The organism is Gracilibacillus sp. YIM 98692 (assembly GCF_010993965.1).
GTDB lineage: Bacteria > Bacillota > Bacilli > Bacillales > Amphibacillaceae > Gracilibacillus.
On the sequence record NZ_WIXM01000002.1, the window covers coordinates 43,986 to 60,701 of the forward strand.

16 protein-coding genes, 1 other RNA gene and 1 pseudogene are annotated in these 16,716 nt (G+C 36.4%); 9 read left to right on the forward strand and 9 right to left on the reverse strand.

Annotated features, from left to right (window positions below; genetic code table 11):
• The first annotated feature begins 122 nt into the window (after nt 1-122).
• Together GHD00_RS02345 and GHD00_RS02350 are read left to right on the forward strand one after the other, a co-directional pair.
• Entirely contained in the window at nt 123-1,151 is a 1,029-nt protein-coding gene (locus tag GHD00_RS02345; protein ID WP_163536509.1) for an ABC transporter substrate-binding protein, read from the forward strand.
• Between the two features lie 4 nt (nt 1,152-1,155).
• The gene (locus GHD00_RS02350) at nt 1,156-3,195 is read left to right on the forward strand and encodes an iron ABC transporter permease (RefSeq protein WP_163536510.1); all 2,040 of its coding nucleotides are present in this window, start codon (nt 1,156-1,158) and stop codon (nt 3,193-3,195) included.
• 170 nt (nt 3,196-3,365) lie between these two features.
• On the opposite strand, the gene GHD00_RS02355 is transcribed toward GHD00_RS02350, so the two are convergent.
• From GHD00_RS02355 to secG, 7 genes and pseudogenes are all read right to left on the reverse strand, one after another.
• Entirely contained in the window at nt 3,366-3,878 is a 513-nt protein-coding gene (locus GHD00_RS02355; RefSeq protein ID WP_163536511.1) for a DUF3231 family protein, read from the reverse strand.
• A 481-nt stretch (nt 3,879-4,359) separates the two neighbouring features.
• Nucleotides 4,360-4,489, reverse strand: a pseudogene (locus GHD00_RS21000) (aldo/keto reductase); the annotation flags it as partial.
• Between the two features lie 371 nt (nt 4,490-4,860).
• Nucleotides 4,861-5,223: a transfer-messenger RNA gene (gene ssrA, locus GHD00_RS02360) on the reverse strand.
• Between the two features lie 124 nt (nt 5,224-5,347).
• Nucleotides 5,348-5,812 carry an SsrA-binding protein SmpB gene (smpB, locus tag GHD00_RS02365; protein ID WP_163536512.1) on the reverse strand — a complete coding sequence of 155 codons (465 nt, stop codon included), beginning with the start codon at nt 5,810-5,812 and terminating at the stop codon, nt 5,348-5,350.
• Between the two features lie 269 nt (nt 5,813-6,081).
• The gene (gene rnr / locus GHD00_RS02370; protein WP_163536513.1) at nt 6,082-8,361 is read right to left on the reverse strand and encodes a ribonuclease R; all 2,280 of its coding nucleotides are present in this window, start codon (nt 8,359-8,361) and stop codon (nt 6,082-6,084) included.
• Nucleotides 8,362-8,406: 45 nt separating this feature from the next.
• Nucleotides 8,407-9,147 carry an alpha/beta hydrolase gene (locus GHD00_RS02375; protein WP_163536514.1) on the reverse strand — a complete coding sequence of 247 codons (741 nt, stop codon included), beginning with the start codon at nt 9,145-9,147 and terminating at the stop codon, nt 8,407-8,409.
• A gap of 104 nt (nt 9,148-9,251) precedes the next feature.
• The gene (secG, locus tag GHD00_RS02380) at nt 9,252-9,482 is read right to left on the reverse strand and encodes a preprotein translocase subunit SecG (protein ID WP_163536515.1); all 231 of its coding nucleotides are present in this window, start codon (nt 9,480-9,482) and stop codon (nt 9,252-9,254) included.
• A gap of 118 nt (nt 9,483-9,600) precedes the next feature.
• On the opposite strand from secG, the gene GHD00_RS02385 reads away from it, so the two are divergent.
• The 5 genes from GHD00_RS02385 to bioB all read left to right on the forward strand — a co-directional run bounded on the left by GHD00_RS02385 (nt 9,601) and on the right by bioB (nt 14,413).
• The gene (locus GHD00_RS02385; protein ID WP_163536516.1) at nt 9,601-10,548 is read left to right on the forward strand and encodes an alpha/beta hydrolase; all 948 of its coding nucleotides are present in this window, start codon (nt 9,601-9,603) and stop codon (nt 10,546-10,548) included.
• A gap of 140 nt (nt 10,549-10,688) precedes the next feature.
• Nucleotides 10,689-10,958 carry a phosphocarrier protein HPr gene (locus GHD00_RS02390; protein WP_018930942.1) on the forward strand — a complete coding sequence of 90 codons (270 nt, stop codon included), beginning with the start codon at nt 10,689-10,691 and terminating at the stop codon, nt 10,956-10,958.
• Between the two features lie 7 nt (nt 10,959-10,965).
• Nucleotides 10,966-12,681 (forward strand): phosphoenolpyruvate--protein phosphotransferase, encoded by a 1,716-nt coding sequence (gene ptsP / locus GHD00_RS02395; protein WP_163536517.1) that lies wholly within the window; start codon nt 10,966-10,968, stop codon nt 12,679-12,681.
• 128 nt (nt 12,682-12,809) lie between these two features.
• Nucleotides 12,810-13,409, forward strand: a complete 600-nt coding sequence (locus GHD00_RS02400) for a biotin transporter BioY (RefSeq protein ID WP_163536518.1) — start codon at nt 12,810-12,812, stop codon at nt 13,407-13,409.
• A gap of 11 nt (nt 13,410-13,420) precedes the next feature.
• Nucleotides 13,421-14,413, forward strand: a complete 993-nt coding sequence (gene bioB / locus GHD00_RS02405; RefSeq protein ID WP_163536519.1) for a biotin synthase BioB — start codon at nt 13,421-13,423, stop codon at nt 14,411-14,413.
• A 262-nt stretch (nt 14,414-14,675) separates the two neighbouring features.
• On the opposite strand, the gene GHD00_RS02410 is transcribed toward bioB, so the two are convergent.
• The gene (locus GHD00_RS02410; RefSeq protein WP_163536520.1) at nt 14,676-15,041 is read right to left on the reverse strand and encodes a DUF1360 domain-containing protein; all 366 of its coding nucleotides are present in this window, start codon (nt 15,039-15,041) and stop codon (nt 14,676-14,678) included.
• A gap of 383 nt (nt 15,042-15,424) precedes the next feature.
• Nucleotides 15,425-15,634, reverse strand: a complete 210-nt coding sequence (locus GHD00_RS02415) for a hypothetical protein (RefSeq protein WP_163536521.1) — start codon at nt 15,632-15,634, stop codon at nt 15,425-15,427.
• A gap of 305 nt (nt 15,635-15,939) precedes the next feature.
• Here GHD00_RS02415 and GHD00_RS02420 point away from each other — a divergent pair, with 305 nt between their 5' ends.
• Both GHD00_RS02420 and GHD00_RS02425 read left to right on the forward strand, forming a co-directional pair.
• Nucleotides 15,940-16,098: a prenyltransferase/squalene oxidase repeat-containing protein gene (locus GHD00_RS02420; protein WP_163536905.1), complete on the forward strand. Its 159-nt coding sequence runs from the start codon at nt 15,940-15,942 to the stop codon at nt 16,096-16,098.
• An 83-nt stretch (nt 16,099-16,181) separates the two neighbouring features.
• Nucleotides 16,182-16,262: a YjcZ family sporulation protein gene (locus tag GHD00_RS02425; protein WP_163536906.1), complete on the forward strand. Its 81-nt coding sequence runs from the start codon at nt 16,182-16,184 to the stop codon at nt 16,260-16,262.
• Nucleotides 16,263-16,716 lie beyond the last annotated feature (454 nt).

The window sequence follows — 16,716 nt, forward strand, 5'->3', positions numbered from 1 at the left end:
AACTGGCTTTTTTTGCATGATAGTTGCTTGACAAGGTGATGCGTATCGTGTATGATTTATTATGTTGAAAATGAGAATCCTTATCAATTAAATAATGCATAAAAGGAAGGGGACAATTTAATATGAAAAAAATATTATGGTTAAGTTTAGTAGGTCTATTACTTAGTGTTTTATTGATGGCTTGTAACAGTGAGCCTGAAAACACGGAAGGAGAAAATGATAATGAAGAGGCACCGTCTTCCTCAGAAGAAGAGGAAAATAATACAGAAGATACATCCATAACGGTATCTGATGTTTATGGAGAGCAAACTTTTGACGAAGTACCTGAAAAAATTGTCGTGCTAGAATGGGTATATGCAGAAAACTTATTAGCACTTGGCGTACAACCTGTGGGGATGGCAGATATCGAAGGCTATCATTCATGGGTGAACATAGAACCTGAGTTAGATGAAAGTGTAGAAGATGTTGGGACTAGACAAGAACCAAGCTTAGAAGCGATTCATGCATTAGATCCTGACCTTATTATAACTGCACAATCACGCCATGAAGATATCTTAGACAGCTTAAAAGATATTGCTCCAACATTAGTGTATAATGCGTACCCAGAAGAAGGTGAGGGGACTCAGTATGAAGAGATGGTCTCTACTTTCAATGAAATGGCTAAGCTTGTACAGAAACAAGACGAAGCAGAACAAGTCCTTAGTGATATAGAAGAAACGTATGAAACAGCTAAAACAGAAATAGAAGAGGCAGGAATAGAAAATAAACTGTTCGCTTTATCTCAAGCATACAGCTCAGACAACTCTCCTGTTATCCGTTTATTTAAAGATAATGCGATGGCTACAGAAATCATGACAAAAATGGGTCTGGAAAATGCTTATGAATCAGAAGGATTCCAGCTATACGGATTTGACCAAACAAACGTAGAAGCACTACAGACAGCCCAAGAAGCACATTTCTTTTATATTGTACAAGAAGATGATAATATTTTTACAGAACAGTTAGCAGGAAACCCAGCGTGGGAAGAATTAGAATTTGTAAAAGAGGATCGCACTTATCAATTGCCAGGCGATACTTGGACATTTGGAGGTCCGCTTTCAGCTGAGGTATTTGCTAACCAGATCAAAGAAGCTCTAGTCCAAGAGAAGTGATGATATGGAAAACCTGCAGAAAAATCATATGTTAGGAACGGTTCTGACCTTTGGGGGCGGAACCGTCCTTTTGCTTTTATTACTATTTATACATATTAACCAAGGTAATGTCCAAATCTCTCCAGCTGTTATTTTAGAAGCCATTTTTGCACCAAAGGATGATTTAGCACATCATACGGTTCGCTATTTGCGATTACCAAGAGCAGTTGTTGGCATTTTAGCTGGAGGTGCTCTAGCGGTGTCTGGCGCAATTTTACAAACGATAACGAAAAACCCGTTAGCTTCTGCCAGTACATTAGGAATACATTCTGGCTCCTATTTTGCCGTTGTGTTTGCGACTGTTTTTTTTACAACAATGAGCGGAGTAAACAGCCTTGTTATTGCTTTTGCCGGTGGTGTATTAACAGCTGTTATTGTTTATGTATTAGCAGGGGTCTCAAATACTAATCCTGTTAAAATGGTTTTAGCTGGAATGGTTGTTACCATGATGTTTTCCGCTTTTACCTCTTTGTTGCAAATATTTTTTGAGAATGAAACAGCAGGATTGTTTTTATGGGGTTCTGGTACCTTGATTCAAAATAATTGGGATGGTGTTCAGTTTGTCTTGCCTTTTATTATCGTAGGGTTAATAGGATCCTTGCTTCTTTCTAAATCCCTTGATATCTTTCAACTAGGAGAAGAAGTAGCAACAGGTTTAGGACAAAAAGTTGGCAGGCTTCGCGTCATGGCTATTATTATCGCTGTGTTTTTAACAGCTGTTACAGTAAGCGTTGTTGGACCAATCGGGTTTGTTGGTATTATTGCTCCACATTTAATTAAATTGCTTGGCTTTCAAAAACATGTAACCGTCATTTTAGGTTCCTTTCTCTGGGGGGGCATTGTCTTATTAGGGGCAGATGTTTTAGCTAGAGTGTTAGATTCTAGTTTTTCTGAATTGCCTGTTGGGGCCATTACAGCATTTATTGGAGCACCATGGCTGATTTGGCTTATTATGAAGAAACAGAATAGAAAATATAATGGAAAAGATACTGGTATTCTGGCAGGCCAAATAAAAGAAACTGGCTTTCAAAAATGGGTGATTCCAGTTATTAGTATACTTGCACTATTAACCATGTTTATTGGAATTTCTAGTGGTAATCAAGGGGTGCAACTGAAGCAAACGTTTGATGCAATTGTATGGAATACCGATCCTTTCATTAAAAATATGGCATTAGATCTTCGAATGCCAAGGTTACTAGTTGCAGCCATTAGCGGATTATTGCTAGCAATTAGCGGGTATATTTTTCAAGGTGTTTTACGAAATCCGTTAGCAGATCCATCTGTTATTGGTATTACATCAGGTGCAGGTGTAGGTGCATTAATTTTTCTATATATTGGCTCCATATCAGCCGTATGGGTACCATTAGGTGCATTTATAGGTGCGATTACAGCATTTTTATTTGTCATGATTCTGGCATACCGAGCCGAGTTTCAACCAACATTATTAGCGCTATTAGGTATTGGAGTCTCAGCCTTTGGTTCAGCGATTATTCAGATCATTGTGGTAAGGTCTGATATGGCAGTTGCATCTGCTTTAACTTGGTTGTCAGGTACTACCTATGCAAAAAGTTGGACAGAATTAATGTATTATTTATTAGTTCCATTGCTTATTTTAGTTCCTATTGTATATGTCGTTAGTGATCGGATTCACACGCTATCATTAGGAGATGATACAGCAAAGGGATTAGGCTTGCATGTACTAAAAACAAGGTTTTATCTAGCCTTATTAGGATCTATTGTCGCTGCAGCTAGTGTTGCAGCAGTAGGAACGATTGGATTTGTCGGACTAATTGCTCCACATGTTGCTCGTATGCTCCTTGGTCCAGCACACAAACATTTATTTGTTACTACCGCCTTATTGGGCGCTGTATTTCTAATGATTGCTGATGTGTTAAGCAGAACTTTACTCGTACCAAAAGAGATACCTTCTGGTATTATTGTGGCAATCATCGGCGCACCATACTTTTTATGGTTAATGCATAAGTCTAATCGAATAAAATTATAGATGCAAGACCTCCATATGTCTGTCAGGGGACATAGTGGGGGGGTTTGACTGTCTATGATTGAAGAAATAATCTTTATAATAAAAACTGTTCAGTTGGCATATTTGTCGTTAATCAGTTACTTTAAAAAAGCATGGTCATTAGTTAAAATGACCATGCTTTTTACATTGCTTTAATGTTGAGTTGGAATATCTGTGTGTAATGGTGGTGAAATTAGCCAACCTTTATCTTTGTTTAATCTTAACATTTTTGCCCCTGCTTGTGCTTGATTCATGTGAAATTGTCCAAAAAGCATTGCAATATCTTCACGAATGCTTTGACCGATAATCGTACTACATGCAACCAAAGATTTAGCGATATGAGTTGAAATTGTTGCACTTATCTCGGCATCATTAAATCGTGCTCCGACTGGAATGTCTTCTAATGTTGCATATGAACGTTCAGGTGGAGTGGGTGGTAATGCAATGCCATTAACCTTCAGTATTTCTTCAATGCGTTCACTTTCCTGTTTAATTAAAGAAATACCATCTTCTATATGTTTTTTTAAGTCTTTGTCACCACAATGATTAAGAAACGTTTGATAGGCAGCATAGTTTCCTTTTGCTGCTAATAGATACGACCAAATGCTTGAAATTTCACCGTAATGTAAAGGTTCTTTTTTAGGATCTCCTGATAAAATTCCCATATTGTTTCCTCCTTATAAAAGATGAAAGGCTCACACAGGTAGTCAGCTTTCCCCATTAATAATGTTTTGACATAAATTTGCTGCATTATACTCTACTTTGGTATCGGATTAACTTCTTGTTGAGCCTGTTAATCATTTTTTCATTCAAGTACACCGCTATTATTTGAAGTATTGATCTTTCTATACAAAAAGAAGTGTAAATTAGAGTGAAACAAAGAGGATAACTGCCTAGCTTGATTACAAAATGTGGCGATTTCACATGTTTTATCTTTTGCTAAAGCATTATAGAAAAAGTTAAGAAAGGTCATGAGTCAGAAACAGCATTTAAAAAAGATAACCCTTAGAAAAACAAAACACAGAGCAGATAATATAAAGTGACTAACAAAGTTAACCAAAAAGCTACAAGCTCTAAAAGGAAATTGGAACTAATACTTACAAGATGAATATAGGGTGTAGAATTTGTATTGTAATCCTTAAACAATTACATAGCACCAACTACTGGGTGTGGTACATATGGCACTACCAGGTAAGTAACTTCTTCAGGGTGCTAACGTAACAGAGAGAGCAGCTACTGCATCTTCTAGATGAGACTTTTTGGTTGCTCCAACGATGCCCCGATAAAATCTTTATTGGGCAATATATTTATATCTTTATTTAAACTCTTAGTCCAGTTGAATATAAAAGACGCGAATCTTTTGAAAATTCTTCAGTTTAGTGTTGACATACCGCACATTTAGTATAGAGCCAGAAATTTTCTAAAAATGAAATTTCTTAGGGGCTTTTATTTATAGATAAGTTGAGGATTCTGGGATTTTGTTACAAATGTTAAGGTTTATTCATAACAGGTTGTTATACTTTTAAAATGATATAATGAAAGAAGTTGTGGGTGAATGAAAAGCTATTGAAGATTGTTTCTCCCAAAAAATTATAAATAATGGTGTATAGTTAAAAAGGACATTAAAAAACCACCAATATTATGTATTGGTGGAGACGGTGGGAATCGAACCCACGTCCAAGGATATCGCCACTCAGGCTTCTACACGTGTAGTTGGTATATTCATGATTCGCTAACTTTTCTGCCTACCAACTGGCGTCCAAGCAGCTAGTCTGATTAGTCTCTTCTACCGATCCACAGACGGAGGATGGTAGCGTAGCCCACTAATAAGTGAGACCCTTCAATCTACCACATGGGCGATGGTAGGAAGGATCCTTCAGCAGTGCTTACGCAGCTGCTAAAGAGTAATTGTTTTCTTTGCCAGTTATTATTGGCGTTAACGTTTTACGAGTCGTAACCTCGACGCGCAACCTGAGCTCGATCTACCCCTGTCGAATCCAAAACGTCCCCATGTAAAATAGGGCATGGACAAGAGCAATGAGCTCTTATATAAAGTTTTCAAATGTCACTTTGTGCCGATAATTGTATTATAACATACGATAATCATAAATCAATATGTCTTTGCAGGGAAATATTACCTCAAACTATCTTTAATAGCTCGATCCATATCTCGCTTGGCCTGCTTGCGCTTCATATCTTCACGTTTATCATATTTCTTTTTCCCTCTACCTATTCCGAGAAGCACCTTCGCAAAACCATTTTTAATATACACCTTTAAAGGAACTAAGGAATAACCAGCTTGTTGTGTTTCTCCAATGAGCTTATCGATTTCTTTACGATGAAGTAAAAGTTTTCTTGCACGTGTAGGGTCATGATTGAATCGGTTCCCTTGCTCATAAGTGGAAATATGCATGTTGTTAAGAAAGGCTTCTCCGCGACGTATAGTCGCAAAACTATCCTTTAAATTAACTCTTCCAGCACGAATTGACTTTATTTCTGTTCCTTGTAAGACAATCCCTGCTTCAAAAGTATCCTCAATAAAGAAGTCATGACGTGCTTTTTTGTTTTGCGCTATTACTCTACCTTGATTTTTTGCCATCTTCAGTTCCTCCTACAACTACGTATAAAAGATTGTAACAAAAAACCAATCAACATGCCATCGAAACACAAAAAGATTTGTACTAAATATTCCATTACTATACATACAACTGAGAATATACTTGCTTTCCGCCCGAGGGCACAAGAGCCATATATTTTGCAGTATTTCTATGCCGCCGGGCGAACCTGAACTCCTCACTGGAGATTTCGTAGATTTTAGTTGCTAAATATTCTAAAACAAAGGTGATGATTCAGAATGTTCGATAAGTTTTATCTTTTCTTCTTCTTTTTTTTCTTTTTCTTCCCATTTGCTTTTTGAGCTTTCTTTGCCGTTTTTTTCAGACCGTTACTATTTTCCGGACGCTTAGCGTGTATGACTTTCGTCTCTTGTTTAGACTGTTTGTTTTTTCTTGGTGCCATTCCGACGATTTCAAAGTCTACGGCTCGTTCTTCTAAATTAACTTGTGCGACAGATATGGTGATCGGGTCACCAACTTGAAATACGTTTCCGGTACGCTCCCCGATCATAGCGTATGCTTTTTCATCATAATGATAATAGTCATCGGTTAAATAGCTGACATGCACAAGTCCTTCGACTGTATTTGGTAACTCAACAAATAAACCAAAATTAGTGACAGAACTAATCACACCTTCATACTCTTCTCCAATTTTATCCTGCATGTATTCTGCTTTCTTTAAGTCATCCACTTCGCGTTCTGCATCAACAGCAGCACGTTCTTTCATGGAGGCGTGCTTAGCAATATCCGGCATCTTATCTTTCCAATGCTGTTGTGTTTGTTCATCCATCTGTCCATCAATTAAATAAGTACGAATTAATCGATGCACAATTAAATCTGGATATCGACGGATTGGGGAAGTGAAATGTGTATAAAATTCAGTAGCTAAACCAAAGTGACCAATACTTTGAGGGTCATACTTGGCTTGCTGCATAGAACGAAGCATCAGCTTGGAAATAATCATTTCTTCGTCTGCACCTTTTACTTCCTCCAATACCTTTTGCAGTGCTTGAGGGTGAATCTCATTTGCTGTTCCTTTTACAACATATCCAAAGCGAGCAATAAATTCAAAAAAGTTTTGCAGTTTTGAAGGATCTGGATCTTCATGAATACGATGGATAAAAGGAACATCCATCCAATGAAAATGTTCAGCTATCGTTTCATTAGCACAAAGCATGAATTCTTCTATTAAACGTTCACCGACAGAACGTTCTCGAATCACGACGTCTTGTGCCTCGCCATTTTGATCGACTAACACTTGAGCTTCCTTAAAATCAAAATCAATCGCTCCGCGACCAAACCTTTTTTTCCGAAGAACTTCCGCTAAATCTCTCATATCTTCAAACATGGGTACGAGAGTCTGATATCTTTCTTTTACTTCTGGATCATCATCAACTAAGATTTGGTTAACGGCTTTATATGTCATTCTTTCTGTTGTATTAATCACTGCTTGGAAAATTTCATGGTTTACGACTTCTCCATTTTGCGATATTTCCATATCACATCCTAGCACTAGTCTATCTACTTGTGGATTTAAAGAACATATTCCATTTGATAAGCGGTGTGGAATCATTGGGATAACACGGTCCACTAAGTAACAGCTTGTTCCCCGATCTAATGCTTCTTTGTCTATGGGAGAATTTTCTTTGACATAATGCGTGACATCCGCGATATATACCCCAAGTTTGTAATTACCATTCTCCAACCTCTGTACTGTCACAGCGTCATCCAAGTCTTTGGCATCTGCACCGTCAATCGTAACAATTATGTCATCACGAAGGTCTCTTCGGTTTTCTAGATCTTTCTCAGCAATTTGATCTGGGATATTTTCTGCTTGATCTAAGACCTCTTGAGGAAAATCAATCGCGATACCATTTTTATAGATGATGGATAAAATATCCATACCTGGATCATTTTTATGACCAAGAATCTCAAGAATTTGACCTTCTGCACTCATTCTTCCTTCTGGATATTTGGTAATCTCGACGATTACCTTATGTCCATCAACGGCTCCTTTTGTCTCTCCTTTTGGTACGAAAATGTCATTAGGGATACGTTTATCATCCGCAATAACAAATCCAAAAGCACCATTATCCTCATATGTTCCAATAATTTGTGTAGCTTGTCTTTCAATAATGCGAACAACTACACCCTCTGGTCTTTTCCCAACTTCATCTTGACGGTCAATTCGAACAAATACTTTGTCTCCATTCATAGCGGAGTTAAGGTCTGCGTGATTTATATAGACATCATCTTGTTCTTCTTCATCAGGTAATAAAAACGCAAATCCTTTAGCATGCATTTGAAGAGTCCCTCGAATTAAATTCATTTTTTCTGGGAGGCCATAACGGTTTTTTCTTGTTCGAATCAATTTACCAGTTTCTTCTAATTGATTTAATGATTTGATTAATTCTGTAAACTGGTCAGCATCGTCTAATTCCATTACTTCTTCGATTTCATGTACAGACAATGGCTTTGTCGCATTTTCGTGAAAAAAATCTAATATACGTTGTTCTAATCCTTGCTCTTCCATGTCGTCACCTCTTTTTACAGAATTCGCTTCGTATAGTATGCCTAATTACCAGTCAAGTGATGCGAAAAATTGCTCAATATCTTTATGTAATTTATCTTTTTCTGGACCAAATGTTATCGCATGTCCAGAATCGTCATACCACTTCAATGCTTTTTCATCTGCTTCAACATGCTCATGTATGTATTTAGCACTATCTGGATTGATCATTTCGTCATCTACAGACTGAATGACAAGTGTAGGGGTATAAATCATATCTACATTTTGTTTCACTTCCTTAATCGTTTTGGCGATCTCTTGAAATAGATCTTGTGAGTCACCTATGAGAGCATTCACTTCTTGTTTAATTGTATCCTCATCTTTCTTTTCTAATTGTTTATATTCTGTTGCAAATTGCTCAAATCCAATGGTAAGCTGTTTTTCATTATCAAAAAACATTGGCGAACACATCGTCACAACCGCTTCTAGTGGATTATTTGCTGCTAGTTTTAAACCTAGTACACCTCCTAGTGATAAACCTGCAACTGCAATTTTTTGATAACCTTTAGCTTGCAGTCTATGATAAGCAGCTTCAACATCTTCCCGCCAATCACTTGCTGTTGCTTGAACTAATTCTTCTGGAGATTTGCCATGTCCTCGGTAAATTGGAGCATAACAAGTATACCCTTTGCTGTTTAAATATCGGCCGAGCATACGAACATCAGCAGAGTGACCAGTGAATCCATGTAGTAATAATACCGCGCGTTCGTCTCCTTCAAACATAAATGGTTCAGGTTGTTTTACTTTCATTCTGTTACATCTCCTTTGTTGTATGTCTCTGAAATAAAGAACATCCTTTGCATTGTCGCAAAGGATGTTCAAGCATTAATGTTATGTTCTCCTATTCTTTCTGATTATAACAAATATGCGATGGCAAAAGTTAGTACAAACAGTAACACACCTGTTACAATAGTACCACGATGCAAAAATGCATCAATACCTCTTGCTTTTTGCTTACCAAATAGTTGTTCTGCACCACCGGAAATAGCGCCTGACAACCCAGCACTTTTACCAGATTGTAATAATACGAAAACGATGAGAACAATTGCATCAATAATTAATAAAGTCATTGCAACGGCTAACATGTTGCAGACACCCCCTAGACGTACAAATGGATATTATCAATGTAGCATAAATATGATAACGATAGCAAGCAATATTAAGCAATATTTCTATTTCTTGAAATTTCGGAGGAGGCGCGGGATGTCTAGTTATTCATTTTGGTTAGATGTAGAACCAGATATATCGATATATGTACGACGGTGGAACTCTTTTCAACCAGCGAAAGCCGTTATCCAGATAGCACATGGAATGACTGAACATATTGGCAGATATCAAGAGTTTGCACAATATTTAATGGAGAAGGGTTTTATAGTTTATGGAAATGATCATAGAGGGCATGGGAAAACCGCAGATAAAACAAAAGAATTTGGTTTTTTTGCAGAGAAAGAGGGTTTTGAAAAAGTGACACATGATCTGGTGAAAGTGACAGGTCATATAAAGGAAGAGTATCCAGATCTTCCTGTTTATCTTATCGGGCATAGCATGGGCTCCTTTCTTGTAAGAAGGTATATCACTTTAGATACAAGTAACATTGCTGGTGCCATTCTATTAGGTACAGGCAGCCAACCTTCTTTTCTGTTAAAAGCAGGGAAACAATTAGCTAATATAATGAACAAACAAAAAGGGAATAGGTCAAAAGGAGACTTCATGAACAAATTAACCTTCTTTGGGTATAATAAGAGGTTCCTTGGCAACACCCCTTTTGACTGGTTGAACTCGGATAAAAACGAAATAAAAAAGTACATGGAAGATGAATATTGCGGATTTGTTCCAACGAATCAATTTTTTTATGATTTGTATAGTGGAATGGAAAAAATCCAATCTAAAAAGGTAGCCAAAAGTATTCCGCGTGACTTCCCTTTATTATTTATTAGTGGCAAAGAAGACCCTGTAGGTCATTATGGAAAAGGAGTGCAAAAAGCAGTTGATTTCTACAAAAAAAATGGGATGGCTTCCGTAGAATTACGTTTACTGCCATCACTTCGACATGAGCTATTAAATGAAAAATCAAAATATGAAATTTTTGATGAAATTATTTCATGGATCTTAGGTCAAAATACTTGTTATTTTGACGAAAAATCACTATAATGTGGTTGCCTGCTTCATGGATTATAATGAAAATTTTCAAATCTTTTTCACAAGGGTTCTTGAAAATGAACCATGAAAAAGAGTAAAATTAAGAAGTAGCATTTACTTAATATAAATAATACTTAGGAGGTTTTTTTATTATGGCAGTAGAAAAAACAGTAACAATTACAGATGAAACAGGAGTTCACGCTCGTCCAGCAACAGTACTTGTGAACAAAGCAGGTAGCTTTGCATCTGATATGAATTTAGAATATAACGGAAAGTCAATTAACTTAAAATCCATTATGGGTGTTATGTCTCTTGGAATCCCGCAAGGTGCAGAGATTAAAATTGTAGCTGACGGATCTGATGAACAAGAAGCACTTGACGCAGTAGTAGAAGTAATCAAATCAGAAGGGCTAGGAGAGTAGTAATTTCATGAGTAATCTCAACGGTATTGCAGCATCAAATGGAATTGCAATTGCAAAAGCGTACAAGCTTGCAATTCCGGACCTTTCTTTTGAAAAAAAGAAAGTAGAAGATACACAAAATGAAATTGATCGCTTAACAGAAGCATTAGAAGTTTCTAAAAAAGAGTTAGAAAAAATTAAAGAACATGCTAAGGTATCACTTGGTGATGAACATGCTGAAATTTTTTCTGCACATTTATTAGTGCTTGATGACCCTGAATTAATTAATCCCATTAAAGATAAAATTGAAACAGAACAAGTGAATGCAGAAGTTGCATTAGATGAGACAGCTAAAATGTTTATTCAAATGTTTGAAAGCATGGATAATGAATATATGCGCGAGCGTGCGGCTGATATAAAAGATGTGACAAAGCGTGTAATGGCTCACTTATTAAATGTTTCATTCCCGAACCCTGCGTTAATAGATGAAGAAGTAGTGGTTGTAGCAGAAGACTTAACACCTTCTGATACAGCTCAATTAAATAAAGAATTCGTACAAGGGTTCACCACAAATATTGGTGGTCGTACATCCCACTCTGCTATTATGGCGAGGTCACTTGAAATTCCTGCAGTTGTTGGGACAAAAGAAGTGACGGAAATAGTTAACGATAATGATTTATTAATCGTTGACGGTATTGACGGTGATGTCATTATCAATCCAACAGACGATCAAATCAAAGTTTACGAACAAAAGCAAGCAGATTTCGAAAAGCAAAAGCAAGAATGGGCTAAATTAAAAGATGAGCCAACTGTATCTAGTGATGGTCAACATGTAGAATTAGTTGCCAATATTGGTACACCTGATGATGTAGAAGGTGTATTGAATAATGGTGGTGAAGGTGTTGGACTTTATCGTACAGAATTCTTGTATATGGGTAAAAATGAGTTGCCAACAGAGGACGAACAGTTCGATGCTTATAAAGCGGTATTAGAACAAATGGGAGAAAAACCTGTTGTAGTTCGTACACTGGATATTGGCGGAGATAAGGAGCTTCCTTATTTAGATTTACCTGATGAAATGAATCCATTCTTAGGTTACCGTGCCATTCGATTATGCTTAGAGCGTGATGATATTTTCCGTACGCAGCTTCGTGCTTTATTACGTGCAAGCGGCTATGGCAACTTAAAAATTATGTTCCCAATGATTGCGACATTGGATGAATTCCGCCAAGCAAAAGCCATTTTATTAGAGGAAAAAGAGAAGTTAACTAAAGATGGTGTTGAAGTATCTGATTCTATCGAAGTTGGTATTATGGTGGAAATTCCGTCAACTGCGGTTATTGCTCGTCAATTTGCGAAAGAAGTCGATTTCTTTAGTATCGGAACGAATGATTTAATCCAATATACATTAGCGGCTGACCGGATGAACGAACGTGTAAGCTACTTATATCAACCATACCACCCTGCTATCCTAAACTTAGTGAATAATGTCATTGAGGCTGCTCATGCAGAAGGTAAGTGGGCTGGTATGTGTGGTGAAATGGCTGGAGACTCGATTGCTATTCCGATTCTTTTAGGTTTAGGATTAGATGAATTTAGTATGAGTGCGACATCCATTTTACCAGCTCGTACACAAATTAAAGATTTATCCAAAAAAGAGCTTGTTTCTTACAAAGAGCAATTGCTAAACATGGATACAGCAGAAGATGTAGAAAAATTTGTGCGCGAAAAAACAAATCAATAAATAGATGAAAGCCACGGAGAAAATTCTCCGTGGCTTTTTAATGAATTTTTGGTTAACCATAAAATATATTTGGTTGACAAAAATTAATTCCTTTATTATTCTATATCTATGCAAAGGAGGGAAAAGGAATGAAAAACGGAAAATTTGGTGCATTAGATTTAACAATGGGGAGTATGTTTGTCGCATTAATGGCTATTGGGGCAAATATTACATCTATAGTACCTTTTTTAGTAATCGGAGGAGTACCGATCACACTTCAAACATTCTTCGCTGTGTTGGCAGGACTTTTGCTTGGCAGCCGTTTAGGAGCCTTCTCTATGTTTACATATATGATATTAGGCCTTGTTGGTGCACCGGTATTCGCTCAGTTTAAAGGTGGAGCAGCTGTTTTATTAGCGCCGACTTTTGGATTTATTGTTTCCTTTATAATTGTTGCATTTGTTGCAGGAAAAATCGTGGAAAATAAGCGTCATTTATCTCGATATATTATCGCTGCTATTGTAGGTACTGCTATTAACTATATTTTTGGAACCCATTGGATGTATGCTGCTTATATTTTTTGGGTAGATGCGCCATCTGGATTTACTTATTCTTTAGCTTGGTATTGGATGGTCTTTCCATTGCCGAAAGATGTTGTACTAGCGGTAGTAGCAGGTATCTTAGCATTTCGTGTTGATAAAAGCGTGCTATCTAAAAGTAATTTTCGAAATCAACAAAATGTAGCATGAGGAGGAATAGCATGACCGGTTGGAATCTATTAGCAGACCAATCCTTGAGCGGTGTTGAAATAACAGAAGATCAAGCATTATCTGTTCTTAACTGCCCAAACGATGACTTGTTATCACTATTAGGTGCTGCTTATCAAGTACGCAAGCATTATTATGGCAATAAGGTTAAACTAAATATGATTATCAATACAAAGTCAGGGTATTGTTCGGAAAACTGTGGTTATTGTGCACAATCGAGAGATTCAAAAGCTCCTATATCAAAATATAAAATGATGGATAAAGATTCGATTATTGCTGGAGCAGAAAGAGCACATCAATTAAAATCAGGAACATATTGTATCGTAGCAAGTGGACGTGGTCCCACATCAAGAGAGCTAGATACGGTAACATCTGCTGTTCAAGAAATAAAAGCAAAATATAATATGAAAATATGTGCTTGCTTAGGTTTGCTAAAGCCTGAACAAGCAAAGCAATTAAAAGAAGCTGGTGTGGACAGATATAATCATAATATTAATACATCTGAAAACCATCATGATTACATAACAACGAGTCATACTTACCAAGATAGAGTAAATACGGTTGATCATGCAAAAAAAGCAGATATTTCGCCTTGTTCGGGTGTAATTGTTGGGATGAAAGAGACAAAGACTGATGTCATTCAAATGGCTCGAGCTCTAAAAGAGCTCGATGCTGACTCCATTCCTGTTAATTTTTTGCATGCTATTGATGGAACGTTACTAGAGGGGGCTGATGAATTAAATCCAGTCTATTGTTTGAAAGTGCTATGTTTATTTCGTTTTATTAATCCTACAAAGGAAATTCGAGTTTCTGGTGGTAGAGAGGTTAATTTAAGAACGTTACAGCCACTTGCTTTATATCCGGCTAACTCTATTTTTGTAGGTGACTATTTAACAACTGCAGGACAAGCCAGTACTTCTGACCATCAGATGGTAGAAGATTTAGGTTTTGAGATAGAAGAGTCAACTGTTAAAGAAAGAATATAGTCACTAAAGGAAAAAGGGTTGTCCTATCAGTAGTAAAACTGACTTGGGACAACTCTATTTTTTATTTCCCTATTAGTATTTATATCGTGTTGCAGATGAAGTGAATTCGACGTAGATACCGATTAGGAAGATGGATAAGGGCAACTTCGTCAAGGGCTCGTTAATTAACAAGTTTAGCTTTATTCCATATAACCTGAAGCAATTGCTTTTGCCAATGGATATGACAGGATTTAAAAGAAAAATCCTTTAAGCAAACTTTTGGTTATTTCAATTCTTTCGTTTCTTCAGAATATAGGGCAGTTCTTTTTAAATTTACACCTACAAATGATTCTAATATCGCTTGTCCGCCAGCAATGGCAAGAATAAAGATAAGGTATTGTGCAATGGTAGGAATCCACAGATACATTCCTCCTAAAAATAATGCACACCAAATTCCTGTACACCAATAGCAAGTTAAAAGATAACCTATTGATGATTTAGGAACCTTTTTAGTTTCGTTTTCAGATATTTTTTTCCTTGTTAAAAATGGATTGCGAATGAATTCAGTTATTTTATCAAAAACAAATAAATGTGTGAGTCGATAGTTAGCGAGTACTATCATAATAAATGTAATCCATGGTATTTCCATAAAAACAACCCTCCATTATACATTTATTCTTACTTTTACCTGTTTCAATAAAAATAAACGATTTTGGAGTATTGTTTATCACGGTGAATAACTGTCCGTAAAACCCCCACTTCAAAAGATCAAGCAAAGCAAAGAAATTTAAGTGGGGGATAACGGAAGATAATACCTTGATTGAGTTTCATAAAGTTTCCATTTGCAAAAATCAATAATTTAACCAAAAATCTGGTGAAACATTTATGGCAAAAAAAAGCAGTGGAGGAAAAATCCCACACTGGTTATTATAGATCCAATGGAAAAAATCCTATACAGTTTAAGACATGTTCACGTCCAAACTCCCTAACAATAAAGTGCCTTTCATCTTTACTCGTATATGTTATTATGTATTATGCACTAACCGATTTTCGCTTGACTACAACTTTTTGAGAGCAACTAGAGGGTTTAACTAAACGAATACCTCTTCTATTCATAACAGAAATGACTAACCCTAATTCATAGTACATTGACTTTGTGTTTTCACCTTTTTTAATTTTTTTATTAATTTCTGTATAAAAATCAACTAGTAGGTCATTAGGTAACTTTTCGTAAAATTTCATAATTGTTAACACCTTCTAACGTAATTTTTAACTTATTTTTATTATAAAGGATATTGTAAGCGATTACAAGAATTAAATTCAAAAAAATCTAATCAATATATATTTCAAAGACAACACGTACATATGGGGAATGGACTAGTCGGAATTCTCATACTTTACCTGGAGGATGGGATTTTCTGATATATATACCATGAATTCCGATGTGGATGACACAACTGCAGCACTAAGAGCGATTAAAAGATGGCGCTGGAATCACCAGCCGATAGGCAGTCTGGGTATCCGTCTAGAGTTCTACAAATAATGCGATCAATAAAGGGATTCAATATATAAGTAAACATATTAAGAGACAAGATTGGACTTATACCTATCCAACCGGAGCAGCTTTACCGGGTTTTTATATTTATTATCATAGTTATAATTATATTTGGCCATTGATCACGCTTAGTCATTATCGAAAGAAATAAAAATGAATATCCGCATATGCCCTATCAAATTAGGTAAAACGTACATATATTAACATTGAAAACCTGAAAAGGAGTGATAAATAATGGGACATAGAGGAGATTTTGTGTTAATCGTCGTTTTATTTATACTATTAATTATTGTTGGAGCTACTTATATCTGTTAAAAAGACACACTATGAGATGATTAAATAGCTTGTTCGACCGATAGGTATTTTGCAAAAGGGAACCTTCATGTATAGTATGATGAAAACAAAGTATCCACAGCAAATATGAGTGAAGCGATCGAAGAGCAAGGGTATGATGTAGAGTAAGGTGAGAGCCGATTCCCTATGAGGGAGTCGGCTTTTTTGTACTATCAGAAAAACAAAGTAAATAGTAGTAAATGCTTTTTATATTAAGGGAGAAAGTATTATGGTTGATAGTATAAGTAAAACTAAGGCTTTCGCCATTAAGACTTGGAGAAGCCAAGTTTTTGTTCACCGTATAGGAATGTAAAAATTGTCAGCAAGGAAGCAATCTCGACGTAGTGGACAATTTTAGGAATATAGATAAGTGCAACTACGTCTCTGACTTCACCCAAAGGCTCGTCAATCGACAAGTTTTCTTTAGGTTGACTGT

Bases quoted from the DNA above. Each gene is read 5' to 3' on its own strand.
- secG (WP_163536515.1), bottom strand. From the start codon at position 9,482: ATGTTAGCCGTTGCAATGACTTTATTAATTATTGATGCAATTGTTCTC.
- GHD00_RS02415 (WP_163536521.1), bottom strand. From the start codon at position 15,634: ATGAAATTTTACGAAAAGTTACCTAATGACCTACTAGTTGATTTTTAT.
- GHD00_RS02400 (WP_163536518.1), top strand. From the start codon at position 12,810: ATGAAAAACGGAAAATTTGGTGCATTAGATTTAACAATGGGGAGTATG.
- GHD00_RS02355 (WP_163536511.1), bottom strand. From the start codon at position 3,878: ATGGGAATTTTATCAGGAGATCCTAAAAAAGAACCTTTACATTACGGT.
- rnr (WP_163536513.1), bottom strand. From the start codon at position 8,361: ATGGAAGAGCAAGGATTAGAACAACGTATATTAGATTTTTTTCACGAA.
- GHD00_RS02345 (WP_163536509.1), top strand. From the start codon at position 123: ATGAAAAAAATATTATGGTTAAGTTTAGTAGGTCTATTACTTAGTGTT.
- GHD00_RS02350 (WP_163536510.1), top strand. From the start codon at position 1,156: ATGGAAAACCTGCAGAAAAATCATATGTTAGGAACGGTTCTGACCTTT.
- smpB (WP_163536512.1), bottom strand. From the start codon at position 5,812: ATGGCAAAAAATCAAGGTAGAGTAATAGCGCAAAACAAAAAAGCACGT.
- ptsP (WP_163536517.1), top strand. From the start codon at position 10,966: ATGAGTAATCTCAACGGTATTGCAGCATCAAATGGAATTGCAATTGCA.
- GHD00_RS02410 (WP_163536520.1), bottom strand. From the start codon at position 15,041: ATGGAAATACCATGGATTACATTTATTATGATAGTACTCGCTAACTAT.
- GHD00_RS02390 (WP_018930942.1), top strand. From the start codon at position 10,689: ATGGCAGTAGAAAAAACAGTAACAATTACAGATGAAACAGGAGTTCAC.
- GHD00_RS02375 (WP_163536514.1), bottom strand. From the start codon at position 9,147: ATGAAAGTAAAACAACCTGAACCATTTATGTTTGAAGGAGACGAACGC.
- GHD00_RS02385 (WP_163536516.1), top strand. From the start codon at position 9,601: ATGTCTAGTTATTCATTTTGGTTAGATGTAGAACCAGATATATCGATA.
- bioB (WP_163536519.1), top strand. From the start codon at position 13,421: ATGACCGGTTGGAATCTATTAGCAGACCAATCCTTGAGCGGTGTTGAA.
- GHD00_RS02425 (WP_163536906.1), top strand. From the start codon at position 16,182: ATGGGACATAGAGGAGATTTTGTGTTAATCGTCGTTTTATTTATACTA.